Raw genomic sequence first — 18949 nt, forward strand, 5'->3', positions numbered from 1 at the left:
TTTTCATCATAAATATTTACTTATCATCTTTTTAAAGTGATTTTTATCATAATTTACATATTGTGTAGCTGTATTTCGTATTGGATCTCCAGCGTAAAATCTTTCGTATAATTCGTGTCTTGATCCTAACGGGCTTCCAATAATATCCCAGGCTAACTTAAATAATTTTGTGCGTTGTTCGGCATCTATATTTGTTCCTTTAAAGTGCTTTTTTAATAAATCAGCTATTGGACTCTGGAAATCAATCGAGCTTGAAGGAAGTTGAATGAAGCCACCTGCTCCAATTAATTGTAAAATTTCTATTGCACGGGGATAATATTTAGAACCAAGATTCCTTGCAGTTTCGATATATTTAAAGTTTGGTAAATAAGTTTTTGTTTCATTTGTAGTACCTTCAACTTCTGCAGCAATTAAAAGTGCGCGAATTGTTTCGATTTGCATAATTAATTCTCCAAGTTTTTCTTGAACATGCAAATAAGTGTGAGCTCCAATTGCTTCAGCAATTTCAAAAGCAATCGCAGTTATAAATTCTAGCTTTATTAGTAATCGTACTATAGCTTGATGATAAGCTAAACTACTAGAAGCTGTATCTGATTTTATAGCCCAAATTGCTTCTGGATTGTTATAAAGTAAAACACGTTCCCAAGGGACAAATACATTATCGAAGATTAATAGTGCATCCATTTCATCATACTGTGAGCTAATAGGGGAATCAACTGTGCTTGAAGTTGTATTCGCATATGGTTCTCTACAAACCATATGTAATCCTGGAGAATTGGCTGCCACGATAAGAAAGTGAGCTAAATCTTTTTGAGCGTCAGTGAGTTTTGTTAATGGGTAGATTAATAAATCATTTGAATAAGGAGAAGCAGTTCCTATCATTTTCGCACCACTTAAATAAATTCCATCAGAAGTTTCCTTTGTAACTCTTAGCAACCCTAAGTCATTTGCATTTAACATTGATTCTGTTGAGCGATTTATTTGTGGATCACGTTGGACTACACTTAAAAACAAGTGATTATCCCTAGCTTTTTCGTAATAAGATGCGATTTTATCTGGAAACTGTGCATCGAACTTTTTATAAAAATCTCTTGATACGTACCAGCCAGTAAGTCTCGATCTTGCGTAATCAGATAGTCTACTCATTACACCGTCTGTAGCATAACTCCATGTTTCAAATGCAGTTCTTCTCATTAATAATTCATTATAGGAATTGGGAACTAAAAATGATTTATGAACAAAGTCTTTCGTTTTTGGGCTCACATATCCAATAGAATCTCTCTGTTTGGGATCATCAAATAACGAAAATAAATTAGAAATGGTACATAGTGTCCCCGCAAAATTGTTGTCTGTAGTTACATCTACTTTTTTTCCATAGAGCCAAACATTTCGACCATCTTGTAAGCTCTTTATATAGTGATCCTTTAAATTTTGCATATTTCCTCCTTTTAAAGATTACTCATATATTTGTACATCTTTTAATGGTGGTGAATATACGTGGAATGTTATTGCTGTTGAATCTGTAGCATTATACATTTTATGCACAGTATCTTTTTTTACGGTGAAAATATTTCCCTCTGTAAACTCTTCAATCCGTTCGCTATTTTTTTCGTACGTAATATTTTGTAGCGTACCATTGACTATTAATATACATCCTATAGATATTCCGTGATCATGAATGAGAGTCTTTGCTTTGCTAGGGAAATTTAATACTAAAATCTCCACAAATTCAGACGTATAGATAACATTTCTTCCGTATTCAAGGTTAATTGGTGAAGTAATAAAAGGAGATATTTTATGAAGTGTAATATTTAATGATTGAATAGCGGATATTAGATTGGCCGTATCGTAGTCACATAAGTTATGAAACGCTTTTTTTATGTTATGAATCAATTGCATGTAAAACTTCCTCCTAAGCATGTACATTAAAAGAAAAAGTAATTTAATATTATATAGAGCGTAGTGAATTATATAATATTGTATTGAAACATTAAAAAAAAGTGACTTCTTTTACTTAGGAAAATTGTTTAATTTGAAAATTATGGTAATTAATTCCGTTAACATGATATGCTTAAACTATATACTTTTTTATTGGAAAGGTGATGAAATAAATGGCAGTTCTTTTAGTGGAAAATCTATATCAAATGTCTATTGTTTTACTAATCTTATGTTCATTTTGTTTTTATAGATATTTAAAGAAAATAAAAAGGGAAAGAAAACTTACAGGTTTTGAAATTACGATGTATATCGTGACGCAAATTGCGTATTTCATTTGGGCGGCAACAACTTTTTTGAAAATGTTATCAGAATAGTTAATGTATGGTTAATTGTTTATTAGGTGCTGGGCAGAAATGTACGGTAAACAAAGGCAAAGGACAAAGATAGGCTTATAGATTAGGTAAATAAATATAGTCGGTATCTAGATCGATTACAATATCACTTATAATGTCTTTACAAAAAGAGCGGGGAATACGTTCATAATTATGTCGAACACAAAACAGATCGATGACACCACCGTTAGAAATCCCCTCATGTTTTACATTCAAATACATCCTTTTTAATTTCGTAATTGAAACGCATTGTCCAGCTACATACTCATTTATACCATATCGATCAAATTCAATTATCATGTTATCACTGTTGGGTGCTAGCCAACGTTATAGCTTAAATTTTAGATGGATTTATTATACATTGTTTGAAATTGAGTGAGAATATATTTTTATAAAATGAGAGGGTTATAAATGGAACAAAATAAGTTAGTTTTAGAAGGACCCAAACTGCTTAAGTGGGAAACGTGTAAAATTAAGCCTATACAGGATGATAAAATTATCGTTAAAACAATTGCTGGTGCAATAAGTATTGGAGCAGAGTTACCACAGTATAATGGATCCGATGTTACAGATACACATCCTATTTATCCAAGAAAAACTGGATATGAAAGTTACGGTGAAGTGATTCAAGTTGGTAATAAAGTAAAGAATTTAAACATAGGCGATAAAGTAGTTTCTTTTTATGGACATGAAACGATAGGAGTAGTTAAGGGGTATAAAGTAATTCGAGTACCTAGTTATATAAAACCTAAAGTAGCTTTATTATCTATTCTTTCGTGTGATGCTGCTAAAGGTATATTGAAACTAAATCCGCGACAGGATGAAAAGGTACTTATAACTGGAATGGGAGTAATTGGTTTACTCGCTTGTTATTTCTTAAAATACTATGTAGGCATTGAGCACGTGGATGTTGTTGAACCTAATAAAAATAGAAGAGATTTTGTAAAGAAGTTTGGTGCGAAAAACATATATGCTTCAGAAGAACAAATAATAGAAACATATAATTACGGTTTCGAATGTTCTGCTACAAATAGCGGATTTCATACATTACAAAAAGCACTTAAAACTAATGGACAAATATGTATACTTTCTGATGGTAATATTGAAGAACTAACATTAACCGCCAATTTTTATCAGAAAGAATTGCAAATTATTGGTTCAAGTGATGGATATGATTATCAAAAACATGCAGATTGGTTCTTTAATCAAATAGAACAAACCCCATGGATAGAAGAGATTTTTCAACATGAAATACAGTATACTTCACTCATACAATGCTTTGCAGAATTGAGTTTAGGGATTATTAAGCCATTAAAAGTATTTGTTTCATATGAATAACGAAAAAATAAGGGATATATGTCACACATCTTATATAAGTTTCGTCATATTTATGATTGCTAAATGAGGAGGAACTTATATGAAAATATTTGTGGCAGGTGCAACTGGTGTAATAGGGCGTTCTTTATTACCGATGTTAATAGAAGAAGGCCATACAGTATTTGCAATGATTCGTAATGAATCGCAAGTAGAGAAAATGAAAAAAGTTGGTGCTATCCCAGTAATAGCTAATATATTTAATCGACAGGCTGTATTTTCTGTATTAAAAGAAACAACTCCCGATGTAGTGATTCATCAATTAACTTCATTATCTACGTGGAATTTTGAGGATAATGCCAAAATTAGAATCGAAGGTACTCGTAACCTTGTTGATGCAGCTAAAAATGTAGAGGTAAAGAAAATGATTGCCCAAAGTATTTCATGGGCGTATGAACCAGGCGATTCATTTGCGACAGAAAAAGATTCACTAGATATTACTGCTACCATGCCTCGGCAGCTGACTATTAATGGCATATTAAAATTAGAAGAGGCTGTTTCTGAGTTGCCAGAAGCGGTTATACTTCGTTACGGTACGCTATATGGTCCAGGTACATGGTATGCGGAAAACGAATTAATTGCAAATCAAGTTCGTAATAATGAAATTATCGCATCAGACGGGATAAGCTCGTTTATACATGTTGAAGATGCCGCTAGAGCAGCTATGTTAGCTCTTTATTGGCCGACGGGAACCGCAAATATTGTAGATGACTTTCCAGCAACAAGTAAAGAGTGGTTACCGATATATGCAGCTGCATTAGGAGCGCCTAAGCCTAAAGTTCAAGGTGGAAAAAATAGTTGGGAAAGAGGAGCTTTAAATAATAAAGCGCGTAAAGAGTATGGGTGGAAGCCTTTATTTCCATCATGGGCTGAAGGGTTTAAAAACTTGGTAAGTATGTAAAATACAACTTTAATGGGAATGCTAGTAACATTCACCATTAAAGGATTGGGCTATTATGAATATGATTTTTGAAAGCATTATTTTAATTCTGACTGGGATTATTGCATTAAAAATGACAGGTAGTAAATCTGTTAGCCAAATGACAAGAGCTGAAATTATTATAGTAGTATCAATTGCACGTATTATTGTGGAGCCTGTATTAAGTAGGAAAGTAGGCCCATCTATATTTGCAGCTGTAATATTTGCAGGCGTCCTTCTTATCATTCATTTCTTTGAATTGAAATCAAAGAAGATGGAACAATTCCTAAATGGCAGTAGCATTATAGTAGTAGAAAATGGAGAGATTGTAAAAGAGAATTTGATGAAGGCGAAAATGTCGGAACAACAACTTTATATGCAATTAAGAGAAAAAGGGATTCATGATTTAAAGAGTTTACAGCAAGTTACAGCTGAACCGAATGGGCGTATTGGTTATCAATTAATAGAGAAAGCTCAACCAATCACTTTAGAAGTGTTAGAAAAAGTAATAGATCAGTACAGTACAAAAAGATAATTTCTTTTGAGAAAAGCCAATACTACAACGGAAGTATTGGCTTTTTTTATTTTTCTACTAACGTAGGGATTAATAAAATAAGGTGGGGTTTAAAGCAATCGTTATAATAGATATAGACTTATAATTATGCTATATTCAATGGACCTAAAGTGAATGTGGTAAAAAATTTAATTTGGTATAGGTAGCTGCAGCACTAAAATTTATAAGTTTTTAATGTGATACTAAAAACAGGATTAGAACAAGGAGATAAAAACATAATGGAATTTTGGGAATCAAGTTTTATTGAGAAACAAACGATGTGGGGATTTGAACCTACAGAATCTGCAATTTTGACAAAGGATTTTTTCCTAGAAAAGAACGTTAAAGATATATTAGTTCCAGGTATTGGATATGGCAGAAATGCAAAGGTGTTTATCGATAATGATATAAATGTAACAGGGATTGAAATTTCAAAAACAGCTATTGATTTAGCGAAACAAAACGGATTAGAAGATATTAGTATATATCACGGCTCGGTAAACGAAATGCCTTTTGATAATAAATCTTATGATGGGATATTTAGTCATGCTCTTCTTCATTTGTTAAGTGAGAAGGAAAGAGTGACATTTATTAAAGAATGTTATAATCAGTTAAAACCTGGTGGATATATGGTTTTTACAACTGTTTCTAAAAAAGCTCCAATGTACGGAAAAGGAAAACAGTTGGATCAAGATTATTATGAGATAATGGAAGGCGTAAAAATGTTCTTCTATGATTCTAAATCTATAAAAAAAGATTTTAATCAATATGGATTAGTACAAGTTTCGGAAATTGATGAACCAAATAAGAACATGGCAAATAAACCTTCAATCAACTTTTTAACGATAAAATGTAAGAAAGAACGATAACGAAAAGTTATTAAGAATGATTAAATATGTTTATATATTGATTATGCACAAATAAAAAGGACAAGCATATAATAGAAATACCTATTAACTTTAAGTAACCGTAACTTTCGTTAATAGGGTATCTCAAAATCCCCAAAAGAGCACTTGCGGAAACAAGTGCTCTTTTATTTTTTGTTTATTTAAGATGAATAAATTTCGTTCAACTAATATGGGATTTTAAGCCATTATTTTATATAAAGTGGTAAAATAAATAGGGGGAATGTGTAAGGGGGCGGGAGATTTGAAACTAAAAGAGCTGGCGAATTTGTTATTGGTTAAAGAAACTATTGGCGATATGAATGTAAAAATTACGGGATTAGAAATGGATTCTAGAAAGATAACTAATGGAAATTTATTTATATGTGTATCAGGTATCGATGGTTTTCTTGAAGATCGACATCAATTTGTTGAGGATGCAGTGAATAATGGTGCTGTAGCACTAATTGTAGAAAGAGATGTAAATATTGAGATACCTAAAATAATTGTTAAAGATGCTAGGTATGCAATGGCAGTTATTGCGTCACATTTCTATGGTTATCCATCTAATAAAATGAAGTTAATTGGAATTACAGGTACAAATGGGAAAACAACTACTTCCTATTTACTTGAAAAAATTTTAAGTGATTATGGATATCATACGGGGCTTATGGGGAATAACGGAGTGAAAGTTGGTTCAAAATGGTATCCTACTGATATTAATACGCAAGAACCTCCAACACTTCAACGGAATTTGCAAATGATGAAAAATCAAAATGCAGATTATTGTGTTATGGAAGTTACGTCACAAGGTTTACATATGGAAAGAGTTAAAGGGTGTAACTTTAAAATAGCTGTTTTCACAAATTTAACGCAAGATCATTTGGATTATCATGGTACATTTGATGAATATAAGCATGTAAAAGGTCTTCTTTTTTCAAGATTAGGAAATGATTTGACTATTACAGATAAAAAAATTGCTGTATTGAATGCAGACGATACAACAGTCGAATACTTTAAAAAAATTACTCCAGCTGAGGTTATCACATATGGGATACATAATGGAGCAGATGTTCAAGCGAAGAACATAACTTTAAGTGCAAAAGGAATTCGTTTTTTAGTTTCATCCTTTAATGGAGAAATAGAGGTTAGCCTTAATCTTGTTGGTCGTTTTAATGTTTATAATGCATTAGCAGCAATAACAGTTGGAATGGTTGAAGGTATTCCACTTACAAACATTAGTAATAGCTTAACTAACTTAAAGAGTATTGAAGGTAGAATGGAAATCATAGATGAAAATCAAGATTTTCTTGTAATAGTGGACTATGCTCATACACCGGATGCGTTAGAAAATGTTCTTTCTACAATTAGCGAGTTTTCAACAGGTAAAGTTATTACTGTTTTCGGTTGTGGTGGAGATAGAGACACAAAAAAACGATCTATAATGGGCGGAATTGCTGGAAGTTATAGCGATTTTGTTTTTATTACTTCTGACAATCCACGTTCGGAAGATCCACAGGCAATAATGAAAGATATTGAAAAAGGATTTTTGCAAAATAATAATTTGAATTATAAAGTAGAAGAAAATCGTGAACTTGCAATAAATCACGCAATAAACATGGCATCTTCTAATGATATTGTTTTGATTGCAGGGAAAGGGCATGAAACGTATCAAATTTTAAAAGATTCAACTATTCATTTTGATGATAAAGAAAAAGCTCGACAAGCAATTATTAATAAACGAATGGATTCAATTAATAGCTGAATAGTATTTCTAATAAAAATAATGTTTTAAATGAAGTAATAACGAAGCAATTTTTTGAAGAATTTACAATTGAAAGGTAAGGATGTTTCTCTGAATATATGAGGGAAAAACCTTACCTTTTATAGTTTTATTTCTTAAAAACAAATGTTATAGCATTTGTTTTTAATTGAATATGCCTTTTATCGCGAACAATATTATAGACTAATTCTTTTATTTCAACTTTAATTTCTTTCCATTCCTTATAAATACTTTTTAATAGATGTATCAAATCATCGGTAGGGAGATTAATTTCAATTAAAGCATCTAATTCTTCATTTGTATGTAAGTCAATTTCTTGTATGTTCGAGTTAATAATTAAACAATTTATACCGCCGCTTTTTGTACCTTCTTTCATGGAATGGAGCACGTGTTTTAATTCTTCTTCTGATTGAACATGCTCTAAACTTGATACTGCAACGATATAATCATAAGTATTAGGTTGGATGTAGTAGTTTTCAATTGCTGCTTGTTCTGTTTTAATATTATTAATTACGCCATATTCTTTACTATAAGTTTGTAATTTTGTTAAAGCAGAATCAAGTAAATCCACACATGTAACAGTACCACTAGAGTTTTGAATCTTTTGGGCAATTGGAATACTATTTCTTCCAACGCCAGAGCCGAGATCAAGTACTTGCATGTTGTTTTGTCCTTCAAAGTAATCCATTAAATCCATAACTGTTTTAACCGGTTTGTACAGCCAAGAACCAGTTTCAAATAGTTTATATTGTTCATAACAAAGGTCGTGATATTTCTTTTCTTCTTGTCTTATGTAATCGATACGATTCATAGTGTTTCAGCTCCAATACTTTCATTGCAACATGATCCTTCAGTTGAAAATTATTGAAAAAGGTATAAACCTCACTTTTAGTGATATTTATATAATTCGATAAAAATTCAGAAAAACCTTTTATTAATAATATATGGATATAGGAAAGAAGCCTTCTCAAGTTGCTTGATGATAGGTTATAAGTACGAGGAGGAAAATGCATATGATGTTTTATGAGATTGTTTGCTTTTCTTGTAAAAATATATTTCGTGTTTATGAAGATAGTGAAAAATATAAGCGATTTAAAGAGAAACCAAAAGGGGTATATTGCTGTGATGAGTGTAGTCACAAAATTCAATTAGAAGCTATAAAGAATTTTTTTAGATAATTATAGGATCTTAATTTAGAAAAGTATATCGAAAAATCCATCACATTATTAGACTACTAGAACTTAGTTAAAAATAACGCAAGTACCCAAAATTCTAAGTACTTGCGTTGCAAATTTTACTACCGTGAATACAATTTCGGACATTCGTCACCACTAGGTTCATAAAAACAATGACTTTTAAACTGTCCTACAAACGGCTGATTATACCACTCAGGCGGACAAGCTCCAACTGGACGGAAATACCAAAGAGCCCATCTTGCTGGCCAGCGCCACTCACCTTGTAAAACTTTTCGTGCGATTTCTTTTTCTGATTCACGAGCCCGTTGATAAAAATATCCGTATTGCACTGCTTCGAATCCACCAGGGCTTTGATATACAGCGTCACGTACAGAACGAAGTTGTTTAAAATCTAAGCAATCACAAAATACACGATTTACTACTACGCAGCCAACGAGTTGTTCACCTTGTCGACCTTCGCCTTCAGCTTCAGCACGCATTAAACGAGCTAGTAAATCAACATCGCTTTCGTTATATGGAATAAGGGGCATAGTGATACCACCTTTCTTTACCTGTTATAGTAAAGAGTGTATGTATGAAAATAAGCTAAGTGCTTTTCTATATGTAAATTTATTAATTATTAAAAGGAGCTTTTATGAAAAAAAGCTAATTAGTAATTGTAGACTAATATAAAGAGGAGAGATAATATGTATCGAATTCAGAAAGAACATATCATTTATGCAATGTCACCAGAAAATAAACCATGTATGGAAGTAGAAATTGGGAGTCGTCTTATATTTGAAACATATGATTGCTTTGAAAATCAAATTGATTCTGAAGATGTTGTGTTTCAAGAATTAGATTGGAACCGGATTAATCCAGCGACTGGTCCGGTATATATTAATGGTGCAGAACCTGGTGATATATTAGTTGTAACGATTGAAGAGATAAAAATTGCAGAGAAAGGCGTTTTAACTACAGGTGCGAATCTTGGTGTAATGGGTGAAGAGCTACATGAAAATACAGTGAAAATTGTCTCAGTACATAATGAACATGTTTTGTTTTCAAATGAACTACAAATCCCGATTAATCCAATGATCGGTGTAATTGGTACTGCGCCGAAAGAAGAGAGCATTTCATGTGGCACACCGCATGATCACGGTGGGAATATGGATTGTAAAGAGATAAAAGAAGGGACAACATTATTATTACCTGTAAATGTTCCTGGTGCTCTATTAGCATTAGGTGATTTACACGCAGCGATGGGTGATGGTGAAATTGGTGTTAGTGGAGTAGAGGTTGCTGGTGAGGTAACCGTAACAGTCCAAATTATAAAAGGGAAAAAATGGCCACTACCAATGGCTATTCAAAAAGAAAAAGTAATGACGATTGCTTCAGAAAAATTGCTAGATGATGCAGCGAATCGTGCTGTACGTAATATGGTGACATTTTTACATGAAGAATTAGAAATGTCTAAAGCTGATGCAACACTTTTATTATCAGCTGCCGGCAATTTAAAAGTTTGTCAAGTGGTTGATCCGCTGAAGACTGCTCGAATGGAATTAGGGATGAATTATGTGGAGAAATTGGGGTTTACTATGAGTGAATTCCATATTAAATAAGAAATGATAGAAGAAGGATGCTTTTGTATAAAAGTATCTTTTTTGATTTACGGATTATATAAAAAAAGGTAGTATTTATTTTATATAGTTGAATATAAGATTGTGGGTCGAAAAAGGAGTAAACACATGGTTAAAATTATGATTGTAGAAGACGATATGAAAATTGCAGAACTATTATCAACACACGTTGCGAAATATGGGTATGAAGGAATTATTGTATCGGATTTTCATAATGTATTAAATATTTTTTTAGAAGAACAACCAGAGTTAGTTTTATTAGATATTAATTTACCGAGTTTTGATGGGTACTATTGGTGTCGTCAAATTCGCGGAGTTTCTACATGTCCGATATTATTTATTTCAGCTCGTGAAGGTACGATGGATCAAGTCATGGCGCTAGAAAACGGTGGCGATGATTTCATTTCAAAGCCATTCCATTACGAAGTTGTAATGGCTAAAATTCGAAGTCATTTAAGGCGTGCTTACGGAGATTATGCACCGAAAGTAGAAGAACGGATGGTTGAGCAACAGGGTCTTTGTTTATATCCTGAAAGGCTTGTATTGAAGCTTAAGAATCAAGAAATTGATGTAACGAGAAATGAAGCTATTTTATTAGAAATGTTAATGAAAAATTATCCGCGTGTTGTGAGTAGAGAAGTGTTATTAAATAAATTATGGGATAGCGAATCCTATGTTGATGATAATACATTGAGTGTAAATACGACACGTGTTCGAAAAAAGTTAAAAACGTTACATATTGAGAATGCGATTGAAACAATTCGTAGTGTTGGATATAGATTGCATATTACTTGGGATACTGGTATGGAAAAATGATAAGGCTGTTTATACGTGATCATATACCACTTATTTGCTTTACAGCAATCCAACTACTATCCATATTTCTCGTATATTGGTTTGATGGACATAAGCATATCGCGACGGCATTGTATGCAATGTTTTTAGGTGCCTTTTTTATGGTAGGCTATTTAGTATTTCGTTACTTTACTCATCGTACTTTCTATGAACGATTAGCAAACCCGATGCAATCTTTAGATGAATCGGTTCAAAAATCTGATTTTGCAGCTATATCTGCTGCTCTTCAAGACTTGCTTGAGGTACAATATCGCCATTATCAAAATCAACTCCAGATACAAGAGAGAAAAAATAATGATCATTTAACTTTTATGAATCAGTGGATTCATCAAATGAAAACACCTTTATCTGTAATAGAATTAATTACACAGGATGAAGTGGATCCACGTTTTGAAAGTATAAATGAGGAAACAGATAGGCTGAAAAAGGGATTAGAGATGGCACTGTATGTCGCACGTTTAGAAGCATTTACACAAGATTTTTATGTGGAAAGAGTACAATTACATAAAATAGTGAATGATTCTGTGCATGAACATAAACGCTTCTTTATCCGGAATTTTGTATATCCAGAGCTTAAAATTGATAAGGACATTACAGTAGAAAGTGATGCGAAATGGTTACAATTTTTAATTGGACAAATACTATCAAATGCGATTAAATATTCATCTGGTAGTAGAGAGAAGATTAAAGTAAGAGCTTGTAAGGAAGGTAATAATGTTATACTTGAAATTGCCGATAATGGTGTAGGAATACCGAAGCAAGATTTACCAAGAGTGTTTAAACCTTTCTTCACAGGAGAAAATGGTAGAGATTTTAAAGAATCAACTGGAATGGGGCTATATCTCGTATATGAAATTACGAAGCAATTAGGACATCGTGTAGAAATCCATTCAGAAGTTGGTAAAGGTACCGTTGTACGTATTAAATTTTAAATGTGTAAAATGACTAAGGCTAAAGAACTTTTGAAATAAGTTTTTTAGCCTTACTTTATATGGATTAAATGAAATGATATAAAAGACTGGTATGATTCTAATAAAAGGTCGTGTAAGTATGTGTAATGACACAATAATAAATAAGGCTGTTAAATGAGAGGGTTTTAATAATTTATTAATATATAAATAGTTTTTTATAAGAAAAAAGCTAGCTCTTTGAAAGAGCTAGCTTTATGAATTTTAATTAAGTAAACAAACTTAATAATTTATATCCAATTAATCCTAAAATAGTGATAGGAACCATCATTAAGAAAGAAGAAATTCGATTAGCATTAGAGCGTTCTAATACAAGAATCAAGATAATCCCGACTATGACTTCGGTATATCCAACAGGTAACATGTGATTATAGTCTTCAAAATTTAAAAGAATGTGAAGTCCATCTGTTACAAAAACTCCACCAATAAGTGCACTTCCTAATTTATGAAGTGGATTTGTAGTATCTTTCCATAGAAAACCTGCAATTCCAAAGATAGTTCCTCCAATGAATGCACATGTTATCCATACAGAAATAAAATAAATAGAATGAGATACATTTTTAAATATTATTGCATAACCATAGTAGCCTAGTACCATACCGAGTAGTGCAAGGATACCAGAAAGTATAGCTGTACGCTTAGAATAACTAAAGCTAGCCACAAAAAAGGATGGAACTAACCAAACGCTTCCTAGATTAGCTAATGAATTCCAATGTCCAGGAAGTATACCTTGCCCCAATTTAGTTAGTATACCAACAATTATTCCTACTATAATCGGGATGAGAACGATCCTTAAAATAATATTTAATTTTGTAATTTTTAATGTTTTGTCCATAAATTCAATCCTTATATTAATATTTTCTGTAAATATATAATATCTTAACGAGTGGAAATTTTCAATAAAATTTTATTGAAAAACAATAATTAATCATTGTATAACGGATAATTGGTCGTTGTTTTGACAAGTAGGAGAATACTAAAGCAAGTAGCACAAATAATTGCATTTACTCATACAGTACTATCATGGTACAATATGGTTATTAATGACGGAAAGGAATGATGGGTGGACGATGATTAACTAATCTTATTTTTAAATGTTGAAATTCAATAAATTTCAATTTCTAAAAAATAGGATTAGTCTGCCCAATTCCAAACAATGATTTTGCTATTTGATTTGCGTAATAGCTTATTTGGGTATAAATAATGTAATGACTAATCCTGCCAAATTTATTTGGGAGGATTTTTTTATTCTCCCTTAATGAAAGGGATCGGTATTTATGAAAGAACTATTAAAATTAAATGATGTTTATGTTGAAATAAAGGAAAATATGTTGTTAGAGAAAATGAATATGATAGTAAAACAAGGGGATGTTATCGGATTAATTGGTAAAAACGGTGCTGGTAAATCAACGTTACTTCAATTAATAAATGGGAAGATTGAACCTTCAAAAGGTACTGTTGAATGGATGCAAATGAATATGACAACAGCATATGTTGAGCAAGAAAAAGAATCTTTCGTTAGTAAGGATATAATTGCACAAGAAGCAGAACTTCTTGCGAAATGGGGCGTGCCAACGAACGACTTTCATACTTTAAGTGGTGGCGAAAAGCTAAAAGTACGATTAGCAAAAGGATTTGCTGAAAATCCCAATGTCCTAATATTAGACGAACCGACAAATCATTTAGATGAGATGAGTACGGAATTTCTCATTAAACAAATTAAAAATATGAAAGGTACAGTTATCGTCGTATCGCATGATCGATACTTTTTAGATGTTGTTGCAACTAGAATATGGTCAATTGAGGATAAGAAATTAATTGACCATAGCGGTAATTATACAAGTTATATGAAAGCACGTGAGCACAAAAGAATGACGCAGCAACGTGAATATGAAAAACAACAAAAAAAGATAGAACAAGTAGAAACTCATATAAAAGAATTAAGTTCATGGTCACAAAAGGCACATGCGCAGTCTACAAAACAAGAAGGAGTTAAAGAATTTTATCGTGTAAAAGCGAAGCGCATGGATGCACAAGTGAAGTCAAAACGAAAACGTCTCGAAAAAGAGTTAGAGAAAACGAAGGTAGAACGTGTGAAAGAGGAGTATTCAGTTGAATTCTCTATTCAAGCGAGTAAAAAAGTAGGGAAACGTTTCTTAGAAGTAAAACAATTGCGAAAAGAATTTAATAATCGGACATTATTTGAAAACATTAATTTTACAATTCAGCATGGTGAGAAGGTTGCGATTATTGGGCCGAATGGTAGCGGGAAAACAACTTTACTAAAGATGATTATGGGAACCGAAACTGCTGAAGGAGAGGTATGGATTTCACCATCAGCAAACATCGGTTATTTAACACAAGAAGTATTTGATTTACCACTTGATAAAACACCAGAAGATTTATTTTATAAAGAGACATTTGAAGAAAGAGGAAAAGTCCAAAATTTAATGAAACATTTAGGGTTCCAATCTTCCCAATGGAAAGAGCCGATTCGATATATGAGTATGGGTGAACGAGTAAAATGTAAGCTAATGGCTTATATTTTAGATGAAAAAGATGTACTTATTTTAGATGAACCTACGAATCACCTAGATCTTCCTTCACGTGAACAGCTTGAAAATACATTAGCTGAGTATAATGGAACGCTTGTTATCGTTTCTCACGATCGATATTTTTTGAAGAAAACAACTAATACAAAGTTTGTGTTTGTAAACAATACGATACAAAAGCAGTTAGAAGAACCTATTAAAACAAGAGATGAAATTGAAGAACTACGTTTAACGTTAGAAACGGAGAGACAAGAAGTATTAGGGAAATTAAGTTTTTTAACTTCTAAAGACAAAGAATATAAAGCACTGGATGAACGGTTTATAGAACTTACGAAGCAGATTAAGGAGCTATAATGTAAGTAAGGGGGATTAACATGGGAGAAGAGAGATTCACTAAGTTATTTAAAATAGATTGTGGAGATATATACCTGCAAGAGTTTACGATTAAAGATGCAGAGAGTATTTATAACATATCCAATCAACCGGAAATAGAAAAGTTTTTACCAGACTGGAAGTCAACGAAAGAACAAAGGATTAATTGGGTTGTAAATTATGAGATACCAGAAAATAAAGCGTTTCTTCATGCAGTGAGAACTACGACTAAAATAGATGATCACATATTAAAACTAGGAATATTTAAGAGAACCACAAATGAATTGATTGGATGGTGCTGCACAGGTATGAAAGGTGAACTCCCTGCACCGAATAGAGAAATTATGTATGCAGTTTCAAGCGAATATCATAATAATGGTTATGCAACGAAAGCGACTAAAGGACTGGTGGACTATTTGTTCGAAAAAACAACTGTAGATGTCCTTAACGCAATCGCTTTAATTAACAATGTAGCATCAAATAAAGTTATTGAAAAATGCGGATTTAGTTATAAGAACCAACAGAGGATAGAAAATCAAATATATAATCATTATATATTGAGAAAATCTGAGTGGATAAAAATGTAACTTTTAGAAGGAAAAGACCGATAAAGCAATCGGTCTTTTCTTATTTATATAATAAAGATTTATTATACATTGTATTTCCTACTACTATACAATTATTATAAGATAGTTATGCATTAATTTTAGTTTGAAATAGTTCTGTTGTCAGTTTTTTTAGAAATCTTACAAGCGTGTAAGATAAATGAAAGACGAATCAATATGAGCTATAAGACAATTCATTTACACTCTGTTATGAGACGTGCAAATGAAGGGAGAATATACATGGAAATTTTACATGCAAAAAGTATTAGTAAAGTATATAAAGGGAAAGTACCTTATAAAGCATTAGTTGATATTGATTTATCAATTCAAGAAGGTGAATTTGTAGGGATTATGGGGCCATCTGGTAGTGGGAAAACAACGTTATTAAATATGGTATCTACTATTGATTCTCCATCATCCGGAGAAATTTTAATAAATGGCACAAATCCTTTCCAATTATCATCAGAAGATTTAGCGTTATTCCGCAGAAAACAATTAGGATTTGTTTTTCAATCATTTAATCTTCTTAGCACACTTACTGTAAAAGAAAACATCGTATTGCCAATGACTTTAGATGGTGTTTCTGTGAAAGAAATGAACAAACGAGTGGAAGAAATTGCAGAGAAATTAAATATTACAGAAATTTTAAGTAAAAGAACGTTTGAAATATCAGGGGGACAAGCTCAAAGAACAGCAATCGCTCGCGCAATCGTTCATAAGCCACAATTATTACTTGCAGATGAACCTACAGGGAATTTAGACTCTAAATCTTCAAATGATGTAATGGAGATGTTAAATACTCTAAATAAGGAAGAAAAAGCTACGATGATGTTAGTTACTCATGATCCGTATGCAGCGAGTTTTTGCAGCCGAGTAATCTTTATTAAAGATGGTCAACTATATAACGAAATTTATTGTGGTGAAAGCAGACAAACTTTTTATCAAAAGATTATGGATGTCCTTTCTTTGTTAGGAGGGAAAAGGCATGACTTTTCGTCAGTTCGCATTTAATAATATTTTTCGTAATAAGCGTACATATGCAGGACATTTTTTAAGTAGTGCATTTTCAATTATGATTTTCTTTACGTATGCTCTTTTATTATTTCATCCCGATCTACAAGGGGAGTTGAAATCGACAAGTACAACAATAAGTACATTTGGTACATTAGGATTTAAAGTTTCGCAAGGTTTGATTTTTGTATTTTCATTTTTCTTTATTTTATATTCAGTTAGTTCGTTTTTAAAAACACGTAAGAAAGAATTTGGCATTTTAATGATGCAAGGTATGTCAATGAGACAGCTTAAGAAGTTATTGTTAATTGAAAATATGTTAATTGGACTTGGTTCCATTTGTATAGGTGTTCTAATTGGACTCATATTTTCTAAACTAGTTTTATTAATAAGTGCCAGTGTATTAATGATTAGCAATGGATTACCTTTTTATATACCAGTACAGGCTATAATATTAACAGTCATCACATTTCTTTTTTTATTTTTAATTGTTTCGCTAGTTACTTTTAAAATGATAAAAGTAACAGAGCTTGTGGAACTGATTCAAGCAGGGGAAAAGCCAAAACCTGAACCGAAATCGTCAATTTTATTATCACTTTTTTCTTTATTTAGTATAGGATATGGCTATATTTTAGTATTTCGCTTTATCCAAAGTTATAGTTTTATTACGCTCGGAATGGGTGTGCTTTTAGTAATTATAGGAACGTACTTTTTATATACACAGTGTAGCGTTTATATATTGTATCTTGCTAAAAGGAGAGAAACTTTCTTTTTAAAGAGAACAAATATACTAACATTTTCAGAATTAATTTATCGTATGAAAGATAATGCAACGATGTTTTTTATAGTATCTATTATTTCAGCAGTTGCTTTTACAGCAATTGGCACGACAGCTGCTCTTGGAAATAAAGATTTAGTAAGGATGACGAATCCGTATACATTACTATACATGGCTCCTGAAAACAATAAAATAGCGGATAAACATCTCTCTATTATAAAAAACCATCTGGCTGATGCTAATATTCCGTATCGAATGGCTTCATCTTCATATATATATACGGAAAGTAATGTATATGTAATGAAATTAAGTGAATATAACGAACTTGCGAGAGCACTAGGGTATCAACAAGAAACGATTGAAAAAGAAGATGAAATGTTATTAATTCCTGGAATGGTATCACAAAAACAAGAATTTAAAAATGGTGATTATAAGAAGAATATTGAAGTCCTTCAAGGCGATTGGACAAAGACATTTCATGTGAAAAAAACTGTCGATAATTTAGTTTTACCTCATGATACGGAAGGAATATATATTGCTATTCAAGATCATGTATATGATGGAATTCCACTTAATAGTGGTCCAGATAATGAAGATATTATTCAATATCGTACTTACGGATTTGTTGTAGACGATTGGATAAAAACGAAAGAGGTTTCAAACCAATTAAATAATATATTTAATCAAGATCCTAGAGATATACATTTTGAATTTAGAGCACTAACAATAGAGTTGCTAAGTGCAAAACAAACGAATGGATTATTACTTATGGCTAGTGTTTTAGTCGGAATTGTTTTCTTCACATTTGCTGCTAGTTTTATTTATTTCCGATTATATACTGATTTGGACCGCGATCAACAGCAGTATAAAATGATTTCGAAAATGGGGTTAAGTAAACGGGAGCTAAAGAAAGTCGTAACGAGACAGTTATTATTAATGTTCTTTTTACCAATTATCATTGCAGTAATACATACTGTAGTAGCTTATACAGCATTACAACAATTAGTCGATTTTTCTATTCTAAATAGCTCTATCGTCATTTTAATTTCCTTTATATGTATACAAGTTTTATATTTCTTTATAACTCGTTGGCGTTATTTACAAAAGCTTTATAAAACGATGGAACAATAGAGAATTTAAGCAAGTAAGC

General features: G+C 31.9%; 20 protein-coding genes. 14 read left to right on the top strand and 6 right to left on the bottom strand.

The window, feature by feature from the left end:
* Positions 1–6: 6 nt before the first annotated feature.
* Both AC2CGR_RS07915 and AC2CGR_RS07920 read right to left on the bottom strand, forming a co-directional pair.
* Entirely contained in the window at positions 7–1437 is a 1431-nt protein-coding gene (locus AC2CGR_RS07915) for a 4-hydroxyphenylacetate 3-hydroxylase family protein (RefSeq protein WP_484480713.1), read from the bottom strand.
* An 18-nt stretch (positions 1438–1455) separates the two neighbouring features.
* Positions 1456–1899 (bottom strand): cysteine dioxygenase, encoded by a 444-nt coding sequence (locus AC2CGR_RS07920; RefSeq protein WP_270185188.1) that lies wholly within the window; start codon positions 1897–1899, stop codon positions 1456–1458.
* A 212-nt stretch (positions 1900–2111) separates the two neighbouring features.
* Here AC2CGR_RS07920 and AC2CGR_RS07925 point away from each other — a divergent pair, with 212 nt between their 5' ends.
* The gene (locus AC2CGR_RS07925) at positions 2112–2312 is read left to right on the top strand and encodes a hypothetical protein (RefSeq protein ID WP_000279696.1); all 201 of its coding nucleotides are present in this window, start codon (positions 2112–2114) and stop codon (positions 2310–2312) included.
* Positions 2313–2387: 75 nt separating this feature from the next.
* Here AC2CGR_RS07925 and AC2CGR_RS07930 read toward each other — a convergent pair whose 3' ends face one another.
* Positions 2388–2630 (bottom strand): hypothetical protein, encoded by a 243-nt coding sequence (locus AC2CGR_RS07930; protein WP_071716415.1) that lies wholly within the window; start codon positions 2628–2630, stop codon positions 2388–2390.
* Between the two features lie 111 nt (positions 2631–2741).
* On the opposite strand from AC2CGR_RS07930, the gene AC2CGR_RS07935 reads away from it, so the two are divergent.
* From AC2CGR_RS07935 to AC2CGR_RS07955, 5 genes are all read left to right on the top strand, one after another.
* Entirely contained in the window at positions 2742–3668 is a 927-nt protein-coding gene (locus AC2CGR_RS07935) for a zinc-binding dehydrogenase (protein ID WP_484480714.1), read from the top strand.
* 79 nt (positions 3669–3747) lie between these two features.
* Positions 3748–4605: an NAD-dependent epimerase/dehydratase family protein gene (locus AC2CGR_RS07940; RefSeq protein ID WP_071716413.1), complete on the top strand. Its 858-nt coding sequence runs from the start codon at positions 3748–3750 to the stop codon at positions 4603–4605.
* A 55-nt stretch (positions 4606–4660) separates the two neighbouring features.
* On the top strand, positions 4661–5158 hold the full coding sequence (locus AC2CGR_RS07945; RefSeq protein ID WP_071716412.1) for a DUF421 domain-containing protein: 498 nt from the start codon (positions 4661–4663) through the stop codon (positions 5156–5158).
* Between the two features lie 257 nt (positions 5159–5415).
* Positions 5416–6045, top strand: coding sequence for a class I SAM-dependent methyltransferase (locus AC2CGR_RS07950; protein ID WP_087965189.1), 630 nt, complete (start codon positions 5416–5418; stop codon positions 6043–6045).
* Between the two features lie 259 nt (positions 6046–6304).
* Positions 6305–7825 (top strand): UDP-N-acetylmuramoyl-L-alanyl-D-glutamate--2,6-diaminopimelate ligase, encoded by a 1521-nt coding sequence (locus tag AC2CGR_RS07955; RefSeq protein ID WP_484480715.1) that lies wholly within the window; start codon positions 6305–6307, stop codon positions 7823–7825.
* Between the two features lie 127 nt (positions 7826–7952).
* Here AC2CGR_RS07955 and AC2CGR_RS07960 read toward each other — a convergent pair whose 3' ends face one another.
* Entirely contained in the window at positions 7953–8654 is a 702-nt protein-coding gene (locus tag AC2CGR_RS07960) for a class I SAM-dependent methyltransferase (protein WP_484480716.1), read from the bottom strand.
* 196 nt (positions 8655–8850) lie between these two features.
* Between AC2CGR_RS07960 and AC2CGR_RS07965 the strand changes: the two genes are divergently transcribed.
* Positions 8851–9021 carry a DUF2197 domain-containing protein gene (locus tag AC2CGR_RS07965; protein WP_087965183.1) on the top strand — a complete coding sequence of 57 codons (171 nt, stop codon included), beginning with the start codon at positions 8851–8853 and terminating at the stop codon, positions 9019–9021.
* Positions 9022–9140: 119 nt separating this feature from the next.
* Here the strand turns inward: AC2CGR_RS07965 and AC2CGR_RS07970 are convergent, their stop codons facing one another.
* Positions 9141–9569 carry a cell wall hydrolase gene (locus AC2CGR_RS07970; RefSeq protein ID WP_071725507.1) on the bottom strand — a complete coding sequence of 143 codons (429 nt, stop codon included), beginning with the start codon at positions 9567–9569 and terminating at the stop codon, positions 9141–9143.
* 156 nt (positions 9570–9725) lie between these two features.
* On the opposite strand from AC2CGR_RS07970, the gene AC2CGR_RS07975 reads away from it, so the two are divergent.
* The 3 genes from AC2CGR_RS07975 to AC2CGR_RS07985 all read left to right on the top strand — a co-directional run bounded on the left by AC2CGR_RS07975 (position 9726) and on the right by AC2CGR_RS07985 (position 12445).
* Complete coding sequence (locus AC2CGR_RS07975; RefSeq protein WP_484480717.1) at positions 9726–10640, top strand: acetamidase/formamidase family protein; 915 nt, start codon at positions 9726–9728, stop codon at positions 10638–10640.
* 126 nt (positions 10641–10766) lie between these two features.
* Positions 10767–11474, top strand: coding sequence for a response regulator transcription factor (locus AC2CGR_RS07980; protein ID WP_087953671.1), 708 nt, complete (start codon positions 10767–10769; stop codon positions 11472–11474).
* Positions 11471–12445, top strand: a complete 975-nt coding sequence (locus tag AC2CGR_RS07985; protein ID WP_484480912.1) for a sensor histidine kinase — start codon at positions 11471–11473, stop codon at positions 12443–12445. Before AC2CGR_RS07980 ends, AC2CGR_RS07985 begins: the two co-directional genes overlap by 4 nt.
* 244 nt (positions 12446–12689) lie before the next feature.
* Here the strand turns inward: AC2CGR_RS07985 and AC2CGR_RS07990 are convergent, their stop codons facing one another.
* Positions 12690–13316 (bottom strand): DUF6518 family protein, encoded by a 627-nt coding sequence (locus AC2CGR_RS07990; protein WP_484480718.1) that lies wholly within the window; start codon positions 13314–13316, stop codon positions 12690–12692.
* 442 nt (positions 13317–13758) lie between these two features.
* Between AC2CGR_RS07990 and abc-f the strand changes: the two genes are divergently transcribed.
* From abc-f to AC2CGR_RS08010, 4 genes are all read left to right on the top strand, one after another.
* Complete coding sequence (gene abc-f / locus AC2CGR_RS07995) at positions 13759–15387, top strand: ribosomal protection-like ABC-F family protein (protein WP_484480719.1); 1629 nt, start codon at positions 13759–13761, stop codon at positions 15385–15387.
* A gap of 20 nt (positions 15388–15407) precedes the next feature.
* Positions 15408–15992 (top strand): GNAT family N-acetyltransferase, encoded by a 585-nt coding sequence (locus AC2CGR_RS08000; RefSeq protein WP_484480720.1) that lies wholly within the window; start codon positions 15408–15410, stop codon positions 15990–15992.
* A gap of 258 nt (positions 15993–16250) precedes the next feature.
* Positions 16251–17021, top strand: a complete 771-nt coding sequence (locus AC2CGR_RS08005; protein WP_087965169.1) for an ABC transporter ATP-binding protein — start codon at positions 16251–16253, stop codon at positions 17019–17021.
* Positions 16996–18930 carry an ABC transporter permease gene (locus tag AC2CGR_RS08010; RefSeq protein WP_087965167.1) on the top strand — a complete coding sequence of 645 codons (1935 nt, stop codon included), beginning with the start codon at positions 16996–16998 and terminating at the stop codon, positions 18928–18930. The genes AC2CGR_RS08005 and AC2CGR_RS08010 overlap by 26 nt, the downstream gene beginning before the upstream one ends.
* The last annotated feature ends 19 nt before the right edge of the window (positions 18931–18949 follow it).

The sequence above is a fragment of the Bacillus sp. LSHTCR4 genome, from assembly GCF_057197025.1.